This window comes from Verrucomicrobiota bacterium (genome assembly GCA_038744685.1).
Lineage (GTDB): Bacteria > Verrucomicrobiota > Verrucomicrobiia > Opitutales > Puniceicoccaceae > Puniceicoccus.
On the sequence record JBCDMB010000004.1, the window covers coordinates 127,689 to 150,675 of the forward strand.

At 51.3% G+C, this 22,987-nt stretch carries 17 protein-coding genes; 11 read left to right on the forward strand and 6 right to left on the reverse strand.

Annotation, left to right across the window (positions count from 1 at the left end):
* The first annotated feature begins 135 nt into the window (after positions 1 to 135).
* The 3 genes from AAGJ81_04155 to AAGJ81_04165 are packed head-to-tail and all read left to right on the forward strand — an operon-like array spanning position 136 to position 5,300.
* Complete coding sequence (locus tag AAGJ81_04155; GenBank protein MEM0965333.1) at positions 136 to 738, forward strand: hypothetical protein; 603 nt, start codon at positions 136 to 138, stop codon at positions 736 to 738.
* A complete protein-coding gene (locus AAGJ81_04160) occupies positions 659 to 2,215 on the forward strand; it encodes a DNA polymerase Y family protein (protein ID MEM0965334.1) in 1,557 nt (518 codons plus the stop codon). Before AAGJ81_04155 ends, AAGJ81_04160 begins: the two co-directional genes overlap by 80 nt.
* Entirely contained in the window at positions 2,184 to 5,300 is a 3,117-nt protein-coding gene (locus tag AAGJ81_04165) for an error-prone DNA polymerase (GenBank protein ID MEM0965335.1), read from the forward strand. The genes AAGJ81_04160 and AAGJ81_04165 overlap by 32 nt, the downstream gene beginning before the upstream one ends.
* 220 nt (positions 5,301 to 5,520) lie before the next feature.
* On the opposite strand, the gene AAGJ81_04170 is transcribed toward AAGJ81_04165, so the two are convergent.
* The 4 genes from AAGJ81_04170 to AAGJ81_04185 form a co-directional block, all read right to left on the reverse strand.
* Positions 5,521 to 6,114 carry a peroxiredoxin-like family protein gene (locus AAGJ81_04170; GenBank protein ID MEM0965336.1) on the reverse strand — a complete coding sequence of 198 codons (594 nt, stop codon included), beginning with the start codon at positions 6,112 to 6,114 and terminating at the stop codon, positions 5,521 to 5,523.
* A 14-nt stretch (positions 6,115 to 6,128) separates the two neighbouring features.
* Positions 6,129 to 6,725: an NAD(P)H-dependent oxidoreductase gene (locus AAGJ81_04175; GenBank protein MEM0965337.1), complete on the reverse strand. Its 597-nt coding sequence runs from the start codon at positions 6,723 to 6,725 to the stop codon at positions 6,129 to 6,131.
* A 108-nt stretch (positions 6,726 to 6,833) separates the two neighbouring features.
* Positions 6,834 to 7,388 (reverse strand): TetR/AcrR family transcriptional regulator, encoded by a 555-nt coding sequence (locus AAGJ81_04180; protein ID MEM0965338.1) that lies wholly within the window; start codon positions 7,386 to 7,388, stop codon positions 6,834 to 6,836.
* 438 nt (positions 7,389 to 7,826) lie between these two features.
* Positions 7,827 to 9,515, reverse strand: coding sequence for a thiamine pyrophosphate-binding protein (locus AAGJ81_04185; GenBank protein MEM0965339.1), 1,689 nt, complete (start codon positions 9,513 to 9,515; stop codon positions 7,827 to 7,829).
* A 251-nt stretch (positions 9,516 to 9,766) separates the two neighbouring features.
* Here AAGJ81_04185 and AAGJ81_04190 point away from each other — a divergent pair, with 251 nt between their 5' ends.
* Positions 9,767 to 9,997 carry a hypothetical protein gene (locus AAGJ81_04190; protein MEM0965340.1) on the forward strand — a complete coding sequence of 77 codons (231 nt, stop codon included), beginning with the start codon at positions 9,767 to 9,769 and terminating at the stop codon, positions 9,995 to 9,997.
* Complete coding sequence (locus tag AAGJ81_04195) at positions 9,990 to 10,571, forward strand: hypothetical protein (GenBank protein ID MEM0965341.1); 582 nt, start codon at positions 9,990 to 9,992, stop codon at positions 10,569 to 10,571. The genes AAGJ81_04190 and AAGJ81_04195 overlap by 8 nt, the downstream gene beginning before the upstream one ends.
* A gap of 293 nt (positions 10,572 to 10,864) precedes the next feature.
* On the opposite strand, the gene AAGJ81_04200 is transcribed toward AAGJ81_04195, so the two are convergent.
* Together AAGJ81_04200 and AAGJ81_04205 are read right to left on the reverse strand one after the other, a co-directional pair.
* Complete coding sequence (locus AAGJ81_04200) at positions 10,865 to 11,164, reverse strand: type II toxin-antitoxin system RelE/ParE family toxin (GenBank protein MEM0965342.1); 300 nt, start codon at positions 11,162 to 11,164, stop codon at positions 10,865 to 10,867.
* Positions 11,164 to 11,409 (reverse strand): hypothetical protein, encoded by a 246-nt coding sequence (locus AAGJ81_04205; GenBank protein MEM0965343.1) that lies wholly within the window; start codon positions 11,407 to 11,409, stop codon positions 11,164 to 11,166. The genes AAGJ81_04200 and AAGJ81_04205 overlap by 1 nt, the downstream gene beginning before the upstream one ends.
* 116 nt (positions 11,410 to 11,525) lie before the next feature.
* On the opposite strand from AAGJ81_04205, the gene AAGJ81_04210 reads away from it, so the two are divergent.
* From AAGJ81_04210 to AAGJ81_04235, 6 genes are all read left to right on the forward strand, one after another.
* Complete coding sequence (locus AAGJ81_04210) at positions 11,526 to 11,783, forward strand: hypothetical protein (GenBank protein MEM0965344.1); 258 nt, start codon at positions 11,526 to 11,528, stop codon at positions 11,781 to 11,783.
* 76 nt (positions 11,784 to 11,859) lie between these two features.
* The gene (locus AAGJ81_04215) at positions 11,860 to 12,534 is read left to right on the forward strand and encodes a hypothetical protein (GenBank protein MEM0965345.1); all 675 of its coding nucleotides are present in this window, start codon (positions 11,860 to 11,862) and stop codon (positions 12,532 to 12,534) included.
* A gap of 700 nt (positions 12,535 to 13,234) precedes the next feature.
* On the forward strand, positions 13,235 to 13,930 hold the full coding sequence (locus tag AAGJ81_04220; GenBank protein ID MEM0965346.1) for a hypothetical protein: 696 nt from the start codon (positions 13,235 to 13,237) through the stop codon (positions 13,928 to 13,930).
* 456 nt (positions 13,931 to 14,386) lie between these two features.
* Complete coding sequence (locus AAGJ81_04225; GenBank protein MEM0965347.1) at positions 14,387 to 15,817, forward strand: sulfatase; 1,431 nt, start codon at positions 14,387 to 14,389, stop codon at positions 15,815 to 15,817.
* 350 nt (positions 15,818 to 16,167) lie between these two features.
* Positions 16,168 to 16,842 (forward strand): type II secretion system protein, encoded by a 675-nt coding sequence (locus AAGJ81_04230; GenBank protein MEM0965348.1) that lies wholly within the window; start codon positions 16,168 to 16,170, stop codon positions 16,840 to 16,842.
* A gap of 272 nt (positions 16,843 to 17,114) precedes the next feature.
* Positions 17,115 to 22,862 (forward strand): sulfatase-like hydrolase/transferase, encoded by a 5,748-nt coding sequence (locus AAGJ81_04235; protein ID MEM0965349.1) that lies wholly within the window; start codon positions 17,115 to 17,117, stop codon positions 22,860 to 22,862.
* Positions 22,863 to 22,987 lie beyond the last annotated feature (125 nt).

Sequence of the window (22,987 nt, forward strand, 5' to 3'; positions counted from 1 at the left end):
AATCGTTCAGTAGTCAAAATAGTGAACATAATTACACTATTTATCGTGAATATTTCCTTTCCACAACCGACTTCTACCAGTGATTCCGATTGGTTGAAAACTTGTCGTAGCCTGGGAGTTTTTTCGGGTTCAGAAGTGGAGCGACGGGAAGAGGAGAGGCATCCTTCGGGCGTTTCGGCAATGGATGAGGCCTTGGGGGGAGGGTTTCCCATGCGGGCGATTTCCGAAGTGGTCGCTCCTGAGCGGAGTTGTGGGGCTTCTCTCCTGCTTCATCGGTTGCTGCGGACGGCGCGGATAAAGAATAGCTACGTGGCGATTGTGGATGCCGATGATCGTTTTGCACCAGAAATGGTCGAGGAAGAAGATGATTTGGCCTACTGCTACTGGGTTCGTTGCCGTGGGGTGGAGGAGGCACTTGTGGTGGGCGATATTCTCTCCTCGGATGAGAATTTTGGTCTTCTCTTGATCGATTTGTGCGGAGCAAGTGCCTCTGCATTAACCCGTATTCCAGGAAATCGCTGGTTTCGTCTGCAGCGGGCCGTTCGTAAGCATGGGCTTACCTGCGTGGTTTTCACTCCGGTGCCCACGGTGTCGGCGGCGACGGTCCGTCTGAGATTACTCAACCGATTTTGCCTTGCAGACATTACCGGGGATGTCGATGCCCTCGCAGAGACTTTCTCTTTTGAGTGGATGCGCACTGGGCGCTCGCAACGGTTGGAAGAGCTGCGGTCGGCTTAAAGTTCTCTTTCCGGGGATGTATGCGGTCATCGAGATTCCTTTGGTTGCCTTGCAGGCGGTCCAGCGTTGGAAGAAGTCGCAGAAGCGGGGGTCGATTGCGGTGCTCGATGAGACGAGGGAGAAATCGATTGTTTGCGAGGTGAACGCAATGGCTGCGCGGGAAGGGGTGGAGGTAGGCATGAACCCGGCTCAGGCCCAGGCCCGGTCGCCGGAGGTTCAACTGATTGCCCGCTCCACGGTTGCAGAGGATAATCTTGGAAGGGTCCTACTGTTACTGGCCCAGACTCTCTCGCCGCGGGTGGAGCATACGAATCCGGGAATTGCGACGATTGATCTTCGGGGAGTCATGATGGAGGGACTTCGCGCGGATGCTGAAGCGTTGATTGATCGTTTTTCCGTTCATGGGGTAAAGGTGCGTATCGGAATATCCATTACGCCGGAGCATGCCCGATGGAGTGCCCTGTTTGCCAAGCCCATTCTCTGGGTGAGCTCGGTGGAGGCGTTTCTGCGAAAGATTCCCCTTACCGTGAGTGGGGCGGATGAGGATTTGATCGAGATCCTCCTGCAATACGGCGTTCGGAGTATGGCGGATTTGGTCAACATCCCGCGTGACGATATCGGTAAACGTTTGGGGAAACGAGGGATCATTCTCTGGGATACGGTTTCCGGAAGAACTCCTAGGTTGCTCAACTGTATCCGACCAGCCGCCCGTTTTGTGCGAAAGATTGCGCTCGAAGATCGTCTGGAGTCACTGGAGGCGCTTCTTTTTCTGCTGAACCGCTTCCTTGGGGAGTTGGTTCTTGAGCTGGAATCGGCGCAAATGGCCGCTTACGAGATGGAGCTTGTTCTGCAATTGGAGAACAAGACGCTCCAGAGGCAGGTAATCAGTATGCCGGAACCCAGCGGAAGGCAGGAGACTCTCTTTCGCGTATTGGAAACTGCACTGGAGCAGTTGCGGACCCAGGATGCGGTGATCGAGGTGAAGTTGTCTCTGCGGGTTCATCCGGCTCAGGGGAATCAAGGAGATCTTTTTGCGGTAACCCTCAAGGATACGGTGGCCTTTGCCGAGATTGCCGACCGGATCGCTGCAATCGTGGGATCCGAACGCAGCGGGTTTCCCCGGCTGATCGATTCATGGAAGCCCGACCATTTTTGCCTGGAACCCCTTCACGGATGTGGCCATTCACGAGCCTCGCCATTGCAGAAGGGAGACCTGCGGTCTTCCTTGCCGCTTTCCCGTTTTCGTCCGCCCCGGCGGATTTTTTTATCTTTGCGCGATGGTTATCCGGATCGTGTGCAGGGAAATCATTGTTCGGGAATTGTTCGCGAAGCAGTAGGGCCTTGGCGCGCCTCGGGGACTTGGTGGAGTCTTTCTTTCTGGAAGCGGGAAGAGTGGGACATCGAGATCGAGGGGGGTGAACTCTACCGCATCTTCAAAGAATCGGATGACTGGTTCGTGGAGGGCGCCTATGGGTGATTATGTCGAGCTTCATGCTGCGAGTGCTTTTAGTTTTTTGCGGGGCGCTTCTCAGCCACAGGATCTGGTGGATACTGCTGCGTCGCTGGGTCTCGAAGCGCTCTCGCTGACTGACCGGGAAGGAGTTTATGGGGCACCCCGTTTTCATCAACGTGCCCGTGAATGTGGCCTGCGGGCAATCATTGGAGCGGAATTGACTCTGGCGGGAGGAGGGGTGATTCCCGTTTTGGCCATCTCGCGACGAGGTTATCAGAATCTTTGCCAACTGATCACCCGTACCCAACTGGCTTCGCCCAAAGGAGAGGCTTCCTTTTCATGGGATGAGATCGTCGAATATAGCGAAGGTCTCGTCGCTCTGACGGGTGATGCCGATGAGGGGATCTTTGTGGGGCAACCCCGTAGCCGTTGGTTGGAAATTCTCGATGACCTACGGCGCGCTTTTCCCGAGGAAGGGCAGGTCTATGTGGAGTTGAACCATCACCTTCGCCGTGTCGATCCCGGCCACCGGGCCGCTCTTTGCGATTTGGCGGAAGCCAACCACCTTCCGGTGCTGGCAACCAATGCTGCTCGTTACGCGACTCCGGCTGAACGATGCGTTGCCGATGTGTTTACCTGTTTGCGGCACCACACGGATCTGGACGAGGCAGGTCGATTGCTGTCTCAAAACGCAGAACGGCATTTGAAACCACCGGAAACGATGAAGCAGATCTTTCGGGATTATCCGGAAGCGGTTCGCAACACGGTTCGGTTGGCAGATCGGATCGATTTTTCGCTCGAGGATCTTGGGTATGAGTTTCCCCGCTACAAAGTTCCGGCCGGTGAGACGATGGATAGTTTTCTCCGCAAGCTCACGTGGTTTGGTGCCGAGCAACGGTATGGCAGTCTTTCTAAAAAGGTTCGTCGCCAATTGGAGCACGAGCTGGGAATCATCGCGCGGCTGGGTTTTTCCGGTTACTTCCTGATTGTCTGGGACATCGTCAACTACTGTCGGGAGACAAGGGTGATGGTGCAGGGGAGAGGTAGCGCAGCCAATAGTGCGGTTTGCTACAGTTTGGGAATTACCGCGGTAGACCCGATTGGAGGTGGTCTTCTCTTTGAGCGATTTCTCAGTGAGGGCCGGTCCGGCTGGCCTGATATTGATCTGGATCTCCCGAGCGGGGATCGGAGAGAGAGTGTGATTCAGGAGGTTTATCGTCGATACGGGAAACATGGCTCTGCGATGACGGCCAACGTGATCACTTATCGGGGCAAAAGTGCGATTCGTGAGATTGGGAAGGTGCTTGGATTTCCGACCGCGTTAATCAATCGGTTTTCCAACCTCTACCCTCACAGTGAACACAAGGAAAAGGATGACCTGAAGACGCGTTTGAAGAATTCGGGGATTGAGGCCGATCATCCCCGTGCAAAAGCCTTACGGGGTCTCTACCAGCGTATTTATGGGCTTCCGAGACATCTGGGTCAGCATTCGGGTGGAATGATCGTTTGCGAAGGAACCCTCTCGAAGGTAGTGCCTTTGGAAAACGCTTCGATGCCGGGGAGAGTCGTGGCCCAATGGGATAAGGACGATTGCGAAGGTCTGGGTATCGTCAAAGTGGACCTGCTGGGTCTAGGGATGATGGCGGCAATGCAAGATGCCATCGAACTCACGGCCGAACGGGGCACTCCGGTCGATCTTGCCCACCTTCCCAAGGACGATCCGGCGACCTTCAAATGTATGCAGAAGGCGGATACGATTGGGGTCTTTCAAATCGAAAGTCGGGCGCAGCAGGCCACCCTTCCGAGAATGAAGCCGGAGTGCTTCTATGATCTGGCGATCGAGATCGCGATTATCCGACCCGGGCCGATTCAAGGCGATCTCCTGCATCCCTATTTGGCTAGAAGACAGGGGTTGGCTCCGGTCGATTACATTGATGACAGCCTCGAACCGGTTTTAAAGCGTACCCTCGGCATACCGCTCTTTCAGGAGCAGATGTTGCGCGTTGCGATGATCATGGCGGATTTCTCAGCGAGTGAGGCGGATGAATTGCGTCGAGCGTTGAATTTTACCCGCGATCATGAGCGGCTGAAAAAAGTGCAGGGGAAAATGTGTGACGCTATGCGGCGGAAAGGAGTGGAGCCCGCCAAGATCGAGCAGATCCTCCAGGCGACTAGTTCATTTGCCCTTTATGGTTTTCCTGAGTCCCACGCGATCAGCTTTGCGTTACTGGCCTATGGCAGCACCTACCTGAAAGTCCATTATCCGGCGGAATTTTATTGTGCCTTGTTGAACAATCAACCGATGGGATTCTACTCGCCGGCGACCTTGGTGCAGGATGCGAAGAGGAGGGGAGTGCGGTTCAAGCCTCCGTGCGTGAGGTATTCCGCAATCGCTTGCACCATCGCAGATGATCAGGCTATCCGACTCGGATTGAAATGGATCAAGAACGTTGCCGTGGGAAAGCACGATCAGCTACTGGCAGAGCGCCAGTTGCGTCCGTTTTCAGGAGTCGCCGATTTTCGCGCCCGTACTGCTTATGACAAAGATGAGCTTCGGTGGTTGGGGGTGAGTGGAGCGCTCAATTGTTTCTCGGGCGACCGGCGTTCTGCTCTTTGGGAGGTGAGTGAGATCCGGGAGAATGATTTACTCGGCGAAGTGATTTCCCCGCAAGTAGAGAAGGTCCCGTTGCAGGCGATGTCGCTTTTGGAAAGGCTTCAGGCGGACTATGAAAGCGTAGGTCTTACGGTTGGATCGCATCCGATGAAGCAGATCCGAAATCGCCATCCTGAGCTGTGGCGTGCGAGTGATTTGCCAAAGGGTAAGGATGGTCAGCGTCTAGCGGTGGGCGGAGCAGTCATCTGTCGACAGCGTCCTGGGACGGCGAAGGGATTTGTTTTCGTCAGTCTGGAGGATGAAACCGGAATCATTAACGCGATTCTACGGCCGGACTTTTTTGAGAAGTATCGCTTCGTCGTTTCGCAGGAAGCTTTCCTGCAAGTGGAAGGGTTGCTTCAGAATCGGCAGGGAGTGATTCACATTATGGCGGAGAAAGTCTCTCCTCTGGAAGGAGAAGAGTTACCGGCGGGGGCTTCTCATGATTTCCATTAATCGAGGGAATTCGGTGAACCACGGATTACACGGATCGACACGGATTACCTGGGGGTTCCTGTTGTATTCAAGATGCAAAGGCCCACGAGGCCGCGGGCTCTCTATGGTGAGACTGTTCCGAATTGAGTGACCGGAAGAGCGTACATCCTTCAAGGCGTTCACTCATCAGACATAGGGATTACGATCACGAGTACGATTATGATTATGATTAGGATTGGAGCTAGCGCGTTTGATTGATTCGACTCAGTTCGCGGATGATTTCAGAACCGGTTGCCCGTTGGGTATAATCCCGTTTTGCGTGCTTGTAGAGGATTTGGCCGGTTCCTGAATCGACAATGTAGGTCGCGGGGACATTAAGCTCACTGGTGTCATAGTAACCCTCGATGGGCTCATCGATACCGAGATCGTTGTAGATGCGAGTCATCTCTTCTGTCGCATAGTAGGTCATTCCGAGATCCTTGCCGAATGAGTTGGTCATATCCGTTACAAGGGTGAGTTCTTCGGATTCAAAGGTTGAGTCCTCCGGCTCCTCCCGGCTGATGACCACAATCTCGCAGCCAATCTCCTTAAAGGTGGTTGCCATACCCTTCAGCATTTCGAGCTGTGCGCGGCAGTAAGGACACCATGAGGCTCGCATGAAGGCCAAAAGGAGAGGTTTCTCGCTGAAGAACTTTTTAAGCAGCAAGTCTTCTCCGGCAAAGGTCTTTACCGTTACTGCGGGGAGTTTCTCACCGACGGGAATAATCTTTCGTTCGATGCGCTCGTTCAAAACCTCGATTGCGCGTAGTTTGAGGTGTTCGGTTTTGGTGATCATGACCGGTCCGGTGGTTAAGCAACAGGCGGGAAGTTCTGCTTGAGATGGACCTCAAAGCGTTCGAGGTCATCCTCGATACTGGGGTTCTTCATCACGTCGTAGCAGGCAAACGTTTCCATCGGCTCCATATCGAAGAAACGGAAATTGAGGTGCATGGGTTGGAAAAGATCATCCGGACTCATCCCTCGGAAGAAGACCTGATCTGGATCATTAAAAGACTCCTTGGGAGCGTTGAATGTCAGGGAGATCAAGTACTTCTTCCCTGTGAGACGACCACCCTGACCGTACTGAATTGAAGGGTCCTTGCGGGTCCGGCCATCCCCGTCGCACAGGCGACCATCCATTCCATACGAATAGATCTGGTCCATATACTTTTTGAAGGACCACGGGACACCCATCCAGTTGACCGGACTCTGAAGAAAGACGGCGTCTGCCCAGACGTGCTTACCGATTTCCTCTTCAATATCGTAGTCATCCTTCATGGTGGTGACCTTCACCTCATAGCCGTTGGATTCGAGATGTGCTTTCGCCTTCTCCGTGAGCGTTGCGTTGAGTTCTCCTTTTGAGAAGGGATACTCCTGGTGCGCGTTGATGAGGAAAACGTTCTTCATGGTGTTTGTAGTTTATTTGTTTGTTTGGTTGCTGAGTTGAGAAATTTGGTGGACGGTCGTGTTGGGGGATTGGATAGCTACAGAAGGCCTCCTGGGTGCTTCGATCAATCAGCACTCAATGGTTTTGATGTAGGATTCGACGGAGGTGTTGAAAATCTTGACGTCATCACTATAACGGGCGAGATGTTGAAGTCCCTGAAGCAGGGCGAGAAATGTCTGGGCAGCATCGGTGGCGGTTCCTTTAAAAGAAAGGCTTCGTTCTTCGCGCCCTTGCTCAAAAATGGCGCTGATGGTTTGAACAGCTGCTTGGGCGGTGGCCCGCAGTTCCTTTTGTAACTTACGGGAAAGGGTGGTTTGGCTGCTGCCCAGTGCTCCAAGAAGACAAAGCCGATGATTGCGAAGACCGTTGTCGAAACTGGCGGCAATCTGTCGCAGTTTATCGGACGCAGTGTGATCCGTGTCCCGGATCAGCGAATACTCCTCTCCGTATTTACTTCGGCAGCGTTCAATGAGACCAAGGGCGAGTGCTTCGCTGTTGGGAAAGTGGTGAAAGACACTGGCTTTACTGAGACCCACAGCGTCGGCAAGTTGCTGGAAGCTGATGGCAGCGAGTCCTTTGTCCTGCACTACTTTTTCAGCGTGGTCTAGTAACGCCTCTTTCATCAAGCTGCAGGTAAACGACCGACCGATCGGTTGGCAAGAAGAATGATGCTGGTCGGAGCTACAGAGTCACCGACAGTCACTTCTCATGACATCCATTGAGTGGGTGATTACACTACTAATCGTGGGCGGGTCGCACACGCTCCACTGGGATTGTGGGTGACCCGGCCCCCAGGGCAAGGAATCGGTGTTTTAAGGGGTAGTAGCACCGTTTGCACTTTAACCGTAACTGTAGGATGCGGTTCTTTAGCTTCGTGGCTCGCCGAGCGAAGTTGCCTTACGCCTCAATAAGATTGTCGATTTATGAACTGGCCCATCGAGGGGTGAACCCTCTTCCTGCGGGCGCGTCTTCGTAGGATGAGGCTTAACGCCTCGATAATCTTTTCTGTGTTGTGGTTTGGTTGATCGAGGGATGAACCCTCTTCCTACGGGGAGGTGGTCCTAATCCGCAAACTTGGGTGGCGCGCCGTTGATGTGGGCGACTCGGCTTCCCCATTCGAGGAGTTCCTTAGAGCAATCGTCCTTGTCGATGGTGACTTCGATCAGGCTAGGGCCTTTACAGGCTAACGCCCCTTTGATGGCATCCGCCAGCTCTCCTTCGGTATCCACTTTCGCATTAAAGGCTTCGCCGCCGCCACGCTTGAAACAGTCGACCAAGCCAGCGTAATCCCAATTCTGAATCTCGTTGTAGGGACCGTCGTGAATTTCTACTTCAATGGTGTACCCGCCGTTGTTGATCAGGAAGATGATCGGGTTCACCCCGTAGCGGATCATGGTCGACACCTCTTGGGCGGTGAGCTGGAAGGAACCATCCCCGATCAGCGCAATCAATCGCTTGAGTCCCTTGGTCGCCAAAGCGTAACCGAGGGTCGCGCCGACGGACCAACCAATCGAACCGTACTGCATCTGAATTTCGTAGCCTGCACCGTCAGGAAGCCTGAGTTTGGTTCCGTTGAACCAACTGTCGCCGGTTTCAGCTATGACCACGTTCTCGGAGCTGAGAAGCTCCTCAATACGAGCCATGAGCCGCCGCGTCATGACGGGTTTATCAGCCTCATATGGCTCGGGCGCCTCCGGGTTCGGTTTTATGCGTTCGTAGGCGGAAAGTGACGCAGGGTTGGGGGTTAGTTGTTCTGCGAGTCTCTTGAGAAACAAAGCAAGCGGGACATTGTTGTAGGTATGCCCGGGTAGCTTGACCCTTTCCGGGTTGGCTTGAATCAGTTTGCCGGGTTGGATCAGGGTAGTGTAGCCAACCGTGGTGTAATCGGTAAATGTGGGTCCCGCAAAAAGGTAGGCATCGCTGCTCTCCACAATTTCTGCACATCCTGGGCTACTTACGGGCCCCCAATAGGTGCCGATGTACTGTGGATGATTTTCTGGAAAAAACCCTTTGGCGTTGGGCATCATCGCCGTTGCATAGCCGCTGGCTTCTGCCAGATCCCGAAATGAATCTACCGCATCCCATGGGCGAAGTTTGACGCCGCCAACGAGCACCGGTTTCACAGCGCTGCCAAGCATCTTAGCTGCATGATCCACAGCTGCATCAAGGGCACTTTCATCCACGGGGACTGGAGCTGTCAGTCTCTGGTTCGGGGCTGCCGGGACATGAAGTCCCGCAAGATTACAGGCGATTTCGATGTACACTGGCTTGCGTCGTCGAAGAGCCATGTTGATCGCGTGGTCAATCAATTCAGGAGCATCATCGAGGTGCTCGATTGCGACTGCTTCGGCCGTTACCTGTTTGAACATATCCAGCTGGTAGCGGTAACGAACCTCGCCGAGAGTGTGGTGGAGTGGACGGTTTTCCGGCCATGCATTGGTGTTGGGTGCGCCGGAGACAAAAACAATCGGCAGGTCCTCGGCGTAGGCACCAGCAACGGCATTGATCGCACTAAGGCCTCCTACCGAGAATGTGACAAAACCAGCCGCCACGCCACGAGCCCTTGCGTAACCGTCACAGGCATAGCCGAGGTTCAGCTCATTGCAGCAGCTGATCATTTGCATCGACTTTTGCTTGAGCATCTGGTCCAGCAGGACGAGGTTGTAGTCTCCGGGAACCACAAAGTAATCCCTGATTCCCACCTGCTCCAGCCTAGCGGCCAGATAAGATCCGACAGTCGTCTCCGCCATGAATCAAACCATACAGGTTTGAGGCTTCGAGGGAAGCTGCTTTTGAGGAGGGGAGTCTACAATTCAAATCGGGAGAGAAGTATATGCTCCACAAGATCCAAATGATCCCGAACAATTAACGTCGTTTGTCGAAACAGAGGTAATTAGAAGGCCAATCGAAGGTCGTTGGTTTTTCGGCTATATACAAGTCCCTCGCGAATCGTATTGGAATACTCTCTCACGACACGTTTCATGCTAACGTCGAGAGCGGTTTGCCACAGGATTCTGACAACCACCGTCTTCCCGATCCTTTTTGGGAGACTAATAATTTGGATCCCGATAACGAGTTTAGTGCTTCCGAAGACACTCCTTTTGTTGGATTCTTGGATAATGAAATTTACGCTGCTGGTCCGATTGAAGAAGCTGCCATCTCAAATGCGGACACGTCGGAAGATTGGGCCAATCCAGGATCGAATTTCGGCTCTGAGAGAAACGATGAATAGACCCATATTTGGTATCGTTTTACTTGTCTCTGTATTAGCCACGGAGGTTATCGCGAACCGTGCGCTTCCAAGAAGTATTGAAGAAATGCACGAACAGAGTTTGTTTGTTGCAGATGGGGTCGTTCTAGAAAGCACCGTTGTGAATGAAGAGGTAATTGAAGTGCCAAATGCGCCTCCGGTTGTTCTAGAAAATTTTGAAAGTCGATTCTTGATCCAAGACGTCCTAAAGGTCGATCCTCTCTATACTGAGAAGTTTCGGGGAGGTCGTGAAGTTTTGCTCTCATATCAACGGACGAATGATTCCCGATTTCGGGGTGACAATCCTTCATTGCTTAGAGAAGGCGACAGATTTCGGTTTTACGGGCACAGGCCTTCTTCTTCGGATGGCGAGGAGCTCGTTTTTCAGGTGCTTACTGCCAATAGTATACGCCCCGAAGCTTATGAGATAGAGAAACGGCAGGCGACAGATTCTGTAGAAGACGAGAAGGTTTCACAGCCTCGCTGGTGGATCATTGTGATCCTACTTCTATTCATCGCAGGACTGCTTGCTGTATTTTTCCGGAGGCGTAAATAAAGGGCAGCCAATCGTGCTGTTGTCCTCCAAAGCACCTTTCCCGCACCAAAGCTTTCCTTAGTACTCCCGCCGGGATTCGAACTCTCAAAATCCGTTCATTTATTTTCATCCAAATTCACTTCATGTTGTTTATAAACACCTTAAGGAAAAGAGGAGATGCAGGTAAATGCGGATAAATGCCGTAATATTACTTTAATTCCGCAAATAATCTGCAAATTCGGTGAGTGAGATCTTGATCGTGAAAGCCGGGAATCCCGAAGCTAAAGACCAAGCCTCCGAAAACAGGCACTAAATCAAACGTCTTTAATCTGTTGGACTAGATCCATGCGTTCATGCAGGACGCGAACAATAACAACTGGATTTTGGTTTCTCAGATAGAAAATATAATGGTGTCCGCACCGCACAAAGAACAAATTTTTGTTCGTGCCATTCAAAGAGCGGTCTACGATTTTACCCGCTGCGATTTGCTCAAAGCACTCGATCAAAGACGCGATATACCTGTCGTTTTGATCTTTACCCCATTTTTTGAGGGTATAGCGGACAATTGCCTCAATGTCCTTATCAGCACTGGGTGCGAGCTTGTAGCCGGGCATTATTTCGCATCAAGCTCTTGATATACGTCTTTGACTATATCCTGAACCGAACGAGGGGAAAATTCCCCGCGTTCTGCTTGCTCAATACTTGGCTGCAAATGAGCCTCTAAGTCTTTGATCGCGTCTGACTGATCCACGCCGGACTTTATGAAATCCACGGCGACTTGCTCGACTGAAACACCGTCTTGAGCTGCAATGTGCTCAAGCTTACCTGCTATCTCTGCATCGGTGATCTCGATCAGCATTATTCCACGGTGCCGTATTTGGACATTTTTGTCAATGTTTGGGACATTGCGATGCTTGTCTATCCAAGCTTTTCATCCACTAAACACCGACCAAGGATTAGAATAAGTGATTCTCTATGATTATTCTCGCATCATTAGATGGTTTAATTAATTTTATTGCCGTGAAAAAGCCAGGTTTTGCTCTCTTTACTCCATTGGTCATCCTTGCGCAAAATGACGATGAGATTCTTGAGGAAGCGTCAACGCCGCTTCTCCGGACAGTCGATCTTGAAAGCACTGTCGAGAGCTACAGGAGTAAGGCATTCGTAGAGATAGCTTTCCGCGGAGAGAGACACACCAGTCCTTTTCTGATTTGGAACCAAATCGAGGCTTAATTTTGCCTATAATTACTTCATCCGCTACGTTGGCTCTATGTGTGGTGTGGTGGTTTGTCGACAGGGGCGCAGATAGATGAAGGTAGTCCCATTATTTGTTTCTCTAATTCTCTCAGCTCATTTCGTCCACGGTGTTTCAGTCGTCGAGCAGACAGGACAGTTCACTGGCTTTTTGCCCTTGGATACAGGGGTTGCTGACGACTTTGAGCTATCGGAGCGTTCAAGCATCGAAGGAATAGGAGTTTGGGTCGTTGACATTGCCTCTGATGTGCAGGACGGCGTAATTGACGGATGGTCTGGTCTGGGTTGGGGCATTTTTGAGAATGACCGAGGACGGCCGGGTGACATAGTTACAAGCGGCTTCTCTCCTAATCCGTCGTTATCACTTACAGGAACCTTCGAGAATGGAGGCATTACCTACGAAACATTTTATGTTGAAGCGGTGATTGTTGGTCCAGTAGTTTTGGAGAGTGGCGATTTCTGGCTCTCTATTCGAGAGGGTGAATGGAACACCGAAGATAATGCGAACTCCTCAATCGGTTGGCTTCTCTCAGATGGTAGAGGAATTTCAGGCTTTGTTCCTATCGAAGCGGATACTCTGATTAACCCTGAGTTTTGGGATAGGGTTCCTGAAAAGGCGACGAATTTTCAATTGACCGGAAGCATTGTTCCTGAGGTTTCCAACTATGCACTCTGGTTTGGTTTTCTGGCTTTCGTGCCAGTGCTCCTTTGGAGGCGAGTTAGGCCCTAAAGAAAAACTGGTACTCCCGCCGGGATTCGAACCCTCTCAGTTCGTTCATCTATATTCATCTAAGTTCATTTCATGTTATATATAAGCGACTTATGAATTAGAAGAGTTGCAGAGAAATGCAGATAAGTGACGCAAAACTACTTTAGTTCTGCAAGTAATCTGCAAATTCCAAATTCGAACCCGAGCAAAAGTGGTGAGTTGACGATGTGTCGTCTGCTTGAAAAGTCTCTCTGCCGGCATGGAGTTAAACGTGCAATTGAATTATCCAAATTGAGTTCCGGAGTGTCTGCAGGTTCTGATCCACTGTTGTAAGAGAAGACCACCAGAATCTGAATCAACATATCTTCCAAGAGATTATTTCAAAAAAGGCGCCGAAGCCTCCACGGAAGATGATCGTGGTGACCCGTTCGGCGATCGTATGAGACTCAATTGTTTTTAAAGTTGCAGGCTACTGCATATGTATATTTCGACATTATTCTTACGAGGTCCTGGAGATGCTTGCACAATCGCGACTCGATTACAACGCCATCGCAAAACACCTAACGGGCTCCTTGATAATCACTACTCGACTGCATCTTCTCGCGATAGGAGCGAGTCCGTTGGAGATGGCATAATTATGCGGGTTTATGGCACGCATGTTAAGGACGAAGAATATATCGTGTGATAAGTTTCTGTTGTTAACACGTTTACTAACCCAATTATGAATCACTACCCTAAAATCTCTACACTCGTTCTTTCCGTCGGTTCTGTCCTCTTCATTCAAGCGGCAAGCGCTTCTACGTTGATCTTTACTGAGGGGTTTAATTCAGGCTTTTCTAGTCCTTACTCCGATGGTTTTGGAATTCGATATGGGATTACTGCTCCAGGCATCGTTTTAAGCCCCAATAGCGGCACGGTTGCAACTGAAGGCGACGCGTTTGCAGGTATGAACTCGAGCCAGACGAACACTACCCCCACAGTCATTTCAGGCATGGATATAGACCTTGGAACGGTCACTGAAGAAGGAACGACTTACATTTTCACAGGGGAGTTTGGATGGCGCTTCGGTTCGGTGGCGGCAGCCAGCGATTTGGCCTTTAATAATGGCCAGACCGGCTTCCGTATTGGCACCGATACGAAGAAGGATGGCGTCGTGGCCGTGAACTTTGGAGAGGATTTCACAGCAGGCGTGTTCAACCAGGTGTCGTTTTCCTACACGACCGTCATCGGCGATGTGGGTCAGGATCTGGGTCTTCGGATCAGGCTCCAAGACAATGGCGCTGTGTCGGGACTGACACAATTGCTTACAGATAACTGGCAAGTGACTTCGATTCCTGAGCCCTCGGCTGGCGGCGCCCTCATCGGCATTGGCTCGTTGGCACTCTTGACCTTACGGAGGCACAGGATCAGGACGTAGCAGCCGAACCCCTCGCTTGACGACAAATCTTTGGATGCCGGTTGAATCGTTCGATATTTGTCGGTTTGTCGTCAAAGCGGGTGGTGTTGGAGTTGATCCTGATCTCAATCATCTTCGATATCGGCCGACGGTCTTGTCTGCGGAGCCACTTTGCCTTGTGCTTCTGCACAAACCTGAGCTTCGCTACCTTTTAATTAATGGTGTCGTTTGATTCTTGCCGAGAACGAGCTGATCCTGACAACAGGGGTTCTTCGAACGTTCTTGTCGGTTTTACGACTTCGTGCTACCCGCATTGCAGTGCCGCCCAGGCTCTTCAACGTCTTATCTACTGATTCAAGGTTCTGGATAACGTCTCTCATCACTGACTCTAAGACGACCGTGCCAGATCACTAAGTGTTAATTCTCAACGGAGCTATGATTCTGCAGAGATTTGTTCGGTTTCAATTTTGATCTAAGATGAGATTTGCTCCCAGCATTTTCCTGGTCTTCGGAGTTTTTGTGGACGCCGTTGTCTGTTTTGCAGACGAGCGGCCACCGAACATTCTCTTTGTCATGGTCGATGACCTGGGTGCACGAGACTTGGGATGTTACGGAAGTGACTATTATCGCACACCAAATTTGGATGATCTGGCTGCGGAAGGGATACGCTTCACGCGGGCGTACTCGGCTGCGAGTGTGTGTTCACCGACGCGCGCTTCAGTTCTTACAGGACGCTATCCGCATCGTATTCATCTAACGGATGCCTTGCCTTGGGATCGCTTACACGAAAATCCAAAGATGGTGCCGCCGAATCATATCAAGGAGCTGCCACAGGAACTGCCGACTTTTGCGAACGCTTTGCAGGAAGCTGGTTATCGAACTGCGTTGTTTGGTAAGTGGCACTTGGGGAACGAATGGCAGTTTTTCTCCGAAGGTAAGCACCTTGAGTATGGTTTCGACGTTGCGGCGGATTGCTCGGGAAGGGAGAAGATGCGTGACAAGGGGGTAGATGAACTGACCCGTTTTGCTGTCGAGTTTATCCAGGAAAACAAAGACAATCCATTCCTGCTATGCTTGATGCATCATGTTCCTCATGTGCCGGTGGCCAGCCCTCCAGAAGCGGAGGCGATATACGATGGTGTTGTGAAGGGGCGCTTCCAGAAAAATCAAGGATACGCTGGTATGGTTTCGCATCTGGACCAGTCGATCCAAACTCTTCTGGATGAGCTGGTCGCACTAGGATTGGAAGATGATACTATGGTAGTGTTCACCTCCGACAATGGTGGCCTGATGAATCTAACCAGTAACCAGCCGTGGCGTGGAGGTAAGGGTAATTTGTACGAGGGTGGACTGAGAGTCCCTTTAATTATCCGTTGGCCCGGGAACGTTTCGCCCGGGAGCGTTAGTGAATCGATGGTGATGAGCTCTGATTTTTTCCCAACTTTTCGTGAGGTGGCTGGGTTGCCGCCTATGCCGGATGCGCATGTGGATGGTTCCAGTCTTATGCCAATTTTGAGGGGGGATAGCGTGCCACCTCGGACTTTGTATTGGCACTTTCCTCATCGCAACGGGCCGTCGTCCGCTATGATTGAAGGTGACTGGAAATTGGTGCATAAGATCGTTTCGGATCAATATGAGTTATTCGACTTGGAGGCCGATCCAGCAGAGAGTAATAATGTTGCTCGGACTCATCCAGAGGAAGTAGAGCGGTTGGCAAATAGGCTCCAAGGTCACTTGCAATCATCTTCGGCACAGCTCATGCGGCCTAATCCAGATTGGGATCCTGATCTTCCGATTGGAAAGGTTAGGAATTTTGGGATTTTCTATCCAGCGGGGGGGGGAACTTATCAAGTGGTCGATGAGCCGCTTCCCAAATGGTTTGATCCTCCAAACGAACCGGATGAATAGGGAACAAGATTCACCAAAACTCGAAGATATCACTATCTTTACTGTCCCCGTTTTGCTCTGTGTCAGCAGCTTCAAGATCTTTCTACAGACCATCAAGGGCCGTGCCGTCCTAACAGACAAGGTTCGGTTCATTCAAATTCAGAGGGCCCGCTGATGATTGGGAGAACGCCTGCGTCTGCGTTTGAGCCAATCTACTCGGGGTAAGTAACCTCTCTCCCACATACTGAAAGCGTGTGGAATTTTTTGGCACAGCGATGCTAGATTTTGGCATGTAGGTGCGGGCAAAAAGTAGCTCGATATGGTAGATTTTCCTGCGCTGTTGCGTTATATTTTCATAGTACTCCGGAAGAATGAAAGCCCCGAATAAAAAAGCATTTACTGTCATCGAGCTCCTAACAGTGATAGCCGTGATCGCGGTTATCGGTGCGATCCTTATCCCTATTGTTGGTCGTTCCCGTGACTCCGCGAATCAGGCAAAGAGTGTTGCCAACCTCAGGCAAATTGGACTGGCAATACAAAGCTACGTAAATGACAATGGTGGGAAGTACCCCGAAGCGTGGCACTACGGAGACAAAGGCAAGCCGTGGTGCCGGGCAATTGAACCTTACGTTGGAATGGAAAGCGATGGCACGAAGCCCAACAACCTGTTTCGTTGTCCAGCGCTTGAAGAGGATCAGCACCATGGCTGGTCTGACTATGGTTACAATGAGAATCTTGGAGTGGGTAAGCCCGATGATCGTGGCGTATCGGCGAGCGCCGCGAATATTCTAGAGCCGTCAAAGACCGTTTTAGTTGGTGATGCCGCGAATTTGGAAACCGGACAAGGCGCGTGGGTCTACCAAGCCTTGCAGTATGCTCGTGGTTGGCAAACAACCAACAATGTGCCTCATTTCCGTCATAACGGGATGGCAAATTTCGTGTTTCTCGACAACCATGCAGAGAGCTTGACGCAAGAGGAAGTTGAGCTCCGCAGGGAAGAAATGTTTGGCACCGATCGTTTCTACGGCCCTGGGATCGGATTCTAGCCTGGTTTATTCAGCGGCTCTGCTAAAGCGGGAGTGTCTGTGTCTGAGGGCGATCAGAACAGAAGGGTTCATCCTTTCGCTGGCTTTAATCTAATTATCGCTTCGAGCGCTGTTTTTTGGCAGGTTTTTGCTGTTTTCTGGCACGGGTGTTCTAGCTGCTACCGAAATGGTGAGTATATTAGGCTAGAGGCAATAACGGAGTTCAACAATCGATGAAGCATGTTCTTCGCTGGCCAAGAGACTGCCACCCAATAACCCGACGAAAACAAATCGTGTCTAAAGTATTTGCCCACTTCTTTGGTACTTGGAAAAGCTGGATCTCCTGCCGTCTCTTTCTAGTGCTTAGCTGCCTCTTTGTGGCAAGCACTCTTCAAGCAGTTAACTGGCTTGGTCTGGAGGATAGTTCATGGGACAATAATGCGAACTGGCAGGGTGACGTGCCAGCATCCACAGCTGAGAGCGCATTTATTCAATTGACGGCTAACGACCCGGTAATTAGCAGCGGCAATCAGGTGTGTAATGACATTTTACTGCCGGCTGGGTGGCAGGGTGAAGGTGCGGCTTCGCTCACGATTACTGGAGGCTCACTCAATGCGCGTAACATTTTCTGCGGGTCAACCAGCCCGGTTGCGCACACTGGGGTCTTAGTCGTTACTGGCGGTTCGGTCAATCTAACTAGAGAGCTGTTTGTCGGTCATACGAGTGAGGGTGGTATTTTGGAAGTTTCAGGTGGAGATGTCACCATTGCATCGGGTTTAAGAATCGCTTTCACGGACAGTGCTTATGGTCAGGTTACCCTGACTGGCGGCAGTGTTACGTGTTCTATCTTGACGATTGGTGCGAATGGTCTGCTGGACATTGCTGGCGGGCAGTTGACGATCACTAATCTCTCAGCGCGTATGGCGGTGCGGCTGCTGGTGGATCAGGGGAAAATCACTGCTTATGGCGGGCAGGGGAGATTGGTGTTCGGCAGCTCGGGAACGGACCTGGTATTGACAGCATACCGCATGGACGAGCTGGCACATGCGCCCAGTCCGGCAGATCTGGCTACGCAAATTGCCTCCGGTTTTTCTGCGCAGCTCTCGTGGACTCCGAGCGGCAGTGCTCTCAGTCACGACATCTACTTCAGTGCGGTTGCTGATGAGGTGATTGAGGGAGATCAGAACTCGCCGGCGTTCCAGGGTAACCAGCAGGAAACGACTTTTGATACGCCGGTATTGGAACCCAATACCGTTTATTATTGGCGGGTTGATGAGGTGACTGCCTCGAATACGAATCCGGGAGAGGTGTGGAGTTTTCGCACGGATAACCCCGGTATAATCCGCCCGACCATTGGCGTCATTCGTTGGGATATGTATTCCGGTATGGCAGCGACGCAGCAGCAGGAGCTGGGCTACCTTCCCGGAGGTCAAGGATTTCTAGCCCCGGAAAAATGGAATTGGCGTGCACCGTTTTTCTGTCGCTACGTGGAGGATGTGCCGGAGATCGACCACGTTGCCAATGGTGCAACCGGACCGCTTTGGTTTAATTCGGAGGAGGACTTTTCACTCACGCGGGAGGTTACGGATCAGGAGATTGCTTTTGCGGGAACTGCCGGTGCTGGGCTCGATTACTGGATTTTTGGAACTGCACCCGCATCGGCCGGGGGTAATGGCTGGGGCCTCCACTGGAACCTCGATGCGTTGCTGCAGAGCGAGCGCCGCCAGGAAATCAATTATGCGATGATGTATCGGCTCGATCCGATCGATGACGTGCCGGAACTCGAAATGGCGATCGCAGAATTCGTCTGGCATGCAAAGCAATCGAATTATCAGACCGTGCTAAACGGTCGGCCTATTTTCTACTTTCTGAATTATAAGGATTTATCTCAGACATTTGGTGATCCAGCGGACGGCTCCAGCGTCGACGGACTCGCAATGGCTCTGCAGACCATTCGTGATCGGTTTGCTGCCGCCGGTCTTCCCAACCCTTACCTGGTAGCAAGTGCGGTACCAGCACATGCGCGAACTGAAGGGAATTGGATTGATGGCGGAGGATTCGATGCGGGGAATGATTACCGTGGTGCTTACGGCGGTACGACTGCTCCAGGCACATCTTTTGACGAATTAGGTGGCAATATTGAGCCATTTTGGAATTTGAATGGAACTGGCCTTTCTGCTGCGCTGGTTCCAGCAGCACCCTGTGGTGGAAACAACCTGCCTCGCTGGGAAAAAGGAACGGGTGGTGATTTTCATTATCAGGAGCCTGAGCCGGGAGATTTGACGAATTTGATGAACCGCGTGATGAATTACATCGTCGAGAATCAAGTCGAGTGTGAAGCCAACACCTTTACGATGTACTCATGGAACGAGCACTCGGAAGGTGGCTTTCTTTGTCCATTAATTGGCGAACCACCCGAGTACATCCCGGTCACGTGGCGGTTAGATGAAGTAGGTGCTGCAGTTAACGCATATGAACCTCCTTCAGAGCCAGCGCTAGTGATGGTGCGGGCAGACGGAGTAGTGTTTTATACGGGAACCAGCACTTTCGAGCCCGTCTTGGCACTCGATCTAACCTCGGGTAGTGAGCTGGTGGTTGCTGCTGCTGCGGATGATCGTTATGTCTATGCATTGCTGGATAACGGTGATGTGGTGCGAGCCAACCTGCTCAATGGATATTTTAAAAATACACGGGTGCTTGGCTCCTTCAGTAGCGTTACTACCGAGCTGGTAGGGTTAGATGTGAAAAATGGCGTAGTGACGGTCGTGGATGTTGAGGGCAATGTATACCAGGACTTCGATCCAGTTCCTTTTGCTGTATTAACCGGTTCAAGCTTTCGGGATTTTGCGATGCAGTCACCTACGGCATTCAGAGCGCTTTATGCTAGTGACGGGACTCGTGCGTGGACGAGAGATGAATCTGATACATTCGTCAACTTCAGCAATAACAGCATCGGTACCGCGATTAGTAGTGAGGCCGGCAGTGGTTATTATCTCATTAGATCCGATGGTTTAGCTTATGGTCCTGATAGTGGCTCCGTATACCAGGGTAACTTTGAGGGCGCCACAACCGATCTAACGGTTTTGGATTCTGGTGACATATATGCCATAGGCCAAGACGGACTGGTCATGCGACCACTGAGTGCTGGGAGTGTTACACCTTCGGAATGGTTTTTAGAGGTTGATGGATTGGTAGTGATGGAGGCGGAGCATTTCTCTAGCCAGAATCCGGGCACCAATGCCGCATCCGGCAGCACATGGACCACGACCACGTCCGAGGCTGGTTTTTCAGGCGACGCGGCGCTTGAAGTTACACCTAATGCCCAGGTCAATGTTCTAGATAGCGATGACGGCCCGCGGCTGGACTATGCCATTAATTTTCAGACGGCAGGCACCTATTATGTTTGGATTCGCACTTTAGGTCCTTCCGCACAAGACAATTCGCTCCATGCTGGCCTGGATGGTGTGATTGCTTCTACTGGTGGCAACGGACTGGTTTCGAGTCGCCGCTGGGAATGGGTTAACGCTGTCAAAGCTAACTCCCTTACGCTGCAGGTTGATGCTCCCGGAGTTCACACCTTCAATGTGTGGATGCGCGAAGACGGCACGCTCTTCGATAAGGCGATCTTGACTACGGATCCTAATTTTACACCGAGTTCGCAAGGACCGCCCGAAAGTGTTTTGCAGGATAGTAATATCGGGCAGGAAGAGAATGCGGGCGAGAAAGCGACCACTACGTTCGGGATAGCAGATTCAGGATCTTCCAGCTTTGTCGCGATTGATTGGCTCAATGTCACGGCGTATGATGCCTTTGCGACACGTCCAAATATAATTGTCATACTCACAGATGACCATGGATATACCGACTTGGGTGTGCACGGTATCGATGCCAACGTCGATACACCGGCAATGGATACGTTAATCAATAACGGTGCGTTGATGAGGCAGGGCTATTCCTCATCACCACAGTGTTCACCATCGCGGGCAGGTTTATTGACTGGGCGTTATCAGAATCGTTTCGGACTCCGCACTAATAACGATCTTCCTTTGCCACTCACCGAAACGCTAAATGCCGAGCGAATTGGAGCAGCGGGTTACGTTACAGGGTTTGTAGGCAAGTGGCATGTGAGTGAGCCGGAAACGATTTATCCTCGACCAGACTCAGCATATGAACCCTCGCAACGCGGGTTTGAGGACTATTGGATCGGTAAGCGCAATCCGTATACGGCTAACTTTAATCTATCCGGGCAAAGCGTTGCACACCAGGTCATTAATGATTCACGAAACCGAGTTATTGTGCAGGGTGAAGCAGCAGAAGCATTTATTGAACGGAACGCCACGGATCCGTTTTATCTGCATTTGGCATTCTTTGGTCCACATGTTCCCAGAATTGATCTTACCGATCCATATTACACAAACTTCCCTGAGTTAGACTACCCCAACTATAGCGACGAACTCGACGATGTGCGGCGACAGGGTTTGGCAATGATTAAGGCGATAGATGATGCTGTCGATGGTATTATGCAAAAGCTCCGTGAACTGGGCATTGAGGAGGACACGTTAATTCTCTTTGCCAGTGATAATGGAGGTAATCCTAAGTTCTTTGATGCAATACCAGGAACCGAGACGATCGAGAAGTGGACAGGATCTGAAAATATCCCTCGTCGGGGTGAAAAGGGCACCCTCTGGGAGGGGGGTATTAACGTGCCGATGTGGGCATATTGGAAAGGCGTGATTCCGGCTGGACAAGTGATCAATGAACCGGTGATAACGCTCGATTTTGCAACAACAGCCCTGAAGCTGGCTGGTGGAGTTGTTCCATCAAGTTACGATGGGGTAGATCTGATGCCACGCTTGTCGGGCCAGGTGCCATCTATTGCCCGCAGCGAACCGCTTTTCTGGGATTTCGGAAATGAAGGTGATGGTGAGCTTGCCATTCGCAAGGGTGACTGGAAGATGAGACGTTCCGGTGCGGGAGACTTTCTGTTCAACATCACCGAGGATCCCAATGAGTTAACCAACCTAGTCCATCTTCATCCGGAGATTCAGGCAGAACTTGAGGGTGATTTGGTTGCCTGGCAAGGTTCATTGCCTGCCGAAGGCCGTGCCTTTATGGGCGATACCCTCGGTGATTTGAATTACATCACCGGAGCGCCGGACGGGGCGAATGTTGATACACGTTATCTTTTGCCGTCTCAGGCATATCCGGCGGCGATTGCTTCGCCCGGTGCTCCGGATAGTAGTGATTCCGATGGGGATGGTATGAAGGACGTAGATGAGCTTGCATCCGGACGAAATCCTAACCATGCGGGTGATTTGGCCTTTCAGTTCAACCAACCAGGGGACTTCAGATATTATTCCGAGGGTGATTTTGAGGGCTGGAAGCCCTCTGGTGTTACAGATCCAGCGGTTGTGAATGGTACTCTTACAGGACAGGCAGAATCAGACAGTCGTTTAATTCATAGCAGTCTTGGGTTCTCGGCCGATGAGGTATCCTATCTTGTGGTGCGCATTCGCTCTCCCCAAGCGACTGCATTCCGACTCTATTGGGCGCACTTGGGAGATGATACGTTTGCAGGCTCCCGATTATTTTATACGACGTATAATAGCGGTCGGACAGAAACCATTGTCATTCCGATGGCAGGCCATGCAGAATGGGATGGGCAGACGATTACTCAACTCAGGATCAATCCGGTGGATGTTACCACCGAATTTGAAATTGATTATATTGCGGCTTCTGACGGGGACCTGGATGGCGACGGTTGGAGCGATACTGAAGAAGCAACTGCAGGCACCGATGCAGGCCGTGCCGATTCTGTGTTTACACTGGTGCCTTCGGCATCGGAATCTCCATCTAGTGCTTTTCAATGGCAGGGAAGAGCTGGGCGAAGTTATATAATCTGGTATTCGACTACATTGAGTCCTACGGATTGGAGTGTGTATGAGACCATTGAAGCATTAGCGAATGATCAAATTCTCGAGTTACCGATTTTGCCATCTGAGCCGAGGGCATTCTTCCGCGTTGAAGTAAGGTATCCCTAAACGTTTACGCTTCTTTTTGGCATTAACGTGCTACTTTATGGCAGCAAAGGAATGGCAGCCAGACTTTAAAGTTGGTAGTATCTAATGCCGACCGTTTCCCTTTAACCTCATCAATTAACTCATCT

Excerpts from the sequence above, each read along its gene's own strand:
- AAGJ81_04200 (MEM0965342.1), bottom strand. The coding sequence starts at position 11,164 with ATGCCCGGCTACAAGCTCGCACCCAGTGCTGATAAGGACATTGAGGCA.
- AAGJ81_04195 (MEM0965341.1), top strand. The coding sequence starts at position 9,990 with ATGAATAGACCCATATTTGGTATCGTTTTACTTGTCTCTGTATTAGCC.
- AAGJ81_04210 (MEM0965344.1), top strand. The coding sequence starts at position 11,526 with ATGATTATTCTCGCATCATTAGATGGTTTAATTAATTTTATTGCCGTG.
- AAGJ81_04225 (MEM0965347.1), top strand. The coding sequence starts at position 14,387 with ATGAGATTTGCTCCCAGCATTTTCCTGGTCTTCGGAGTTTTTGTGGAC.
- AAGJ81_04205 (MEM0965343.1), bottom strand. The coding sequence starts at position 11,409 with ATGCTGATCGAGATCACCGATGCAGAGATAGCAGGTAAGCTTGAGCAC.
- AAGJ81_04180 (MEM0965338.1), bottom strand. The coding sequence starts at position 7,388 with ATGAAAGAGGCGTTACTAGACCACGCTGAAAAAGTAGTGCAGGACAAA.
- AAGJ81_04185 (MEM0965339.1), bottom strand. The coding sequence starts at position 9,515 with ATGGCGGAGACGACTGTCGGATCTTATCTGGCCGCTAGGCTGGAGCAG.
- AAGJ81_04165 (MEM0965335.1), top strand. The coding sequence starts at position 2,184 with ATGACTGGTTCGTGGAGGGCGCCTATGGGTGATTATGTCGAGCTTCAT.
- AAGJ81_04230 (MEM0965348.1), top strand. The coding sequence starts at position 16,168 with ATGAAAGCCCCGAATAAAAAAGCATTTACTGTCATCGAGCTCCTAACA.
- AAGJ81_04170 (MEM0965336.1), bottom strand. The coding sequence starts at position 6,114 with ATGATCACCAAAACCGAACACCTCAAACTACGCGCAATCGAGGTTTTG.
- AAGJ81_04220 (MEM0965346.1), top strand. The coding sequence starts at position 13,235 with ATGAATCACTACCCTAAAATCTCTACACTCGTTCTTTCCGTCGGTTCT.
- AAGJ81_04160 (MEM0965334.1), top strand. The coding sequence starts at position 659 with ATGCCCTCGCAGAGACTTTCTCTTTTGAGTGGATGCGCACTGGGCGCT.
- AAGJ81_04215 (MEM0965345.1), top strand. The coding sequence starts at position 11,860 with ATGAAGGTAGTCCCATTATTTGTTTCTCTAATTCTCTCAGCTCATTTC.
- AAGJ81_04175 (MEM0965337.1), bottom strand. The coding sequence starts at position 6,725 with ATGAAGAACGTTTTCCTCATCAACGCGCACCAGGAGTATCCCTTCTCA.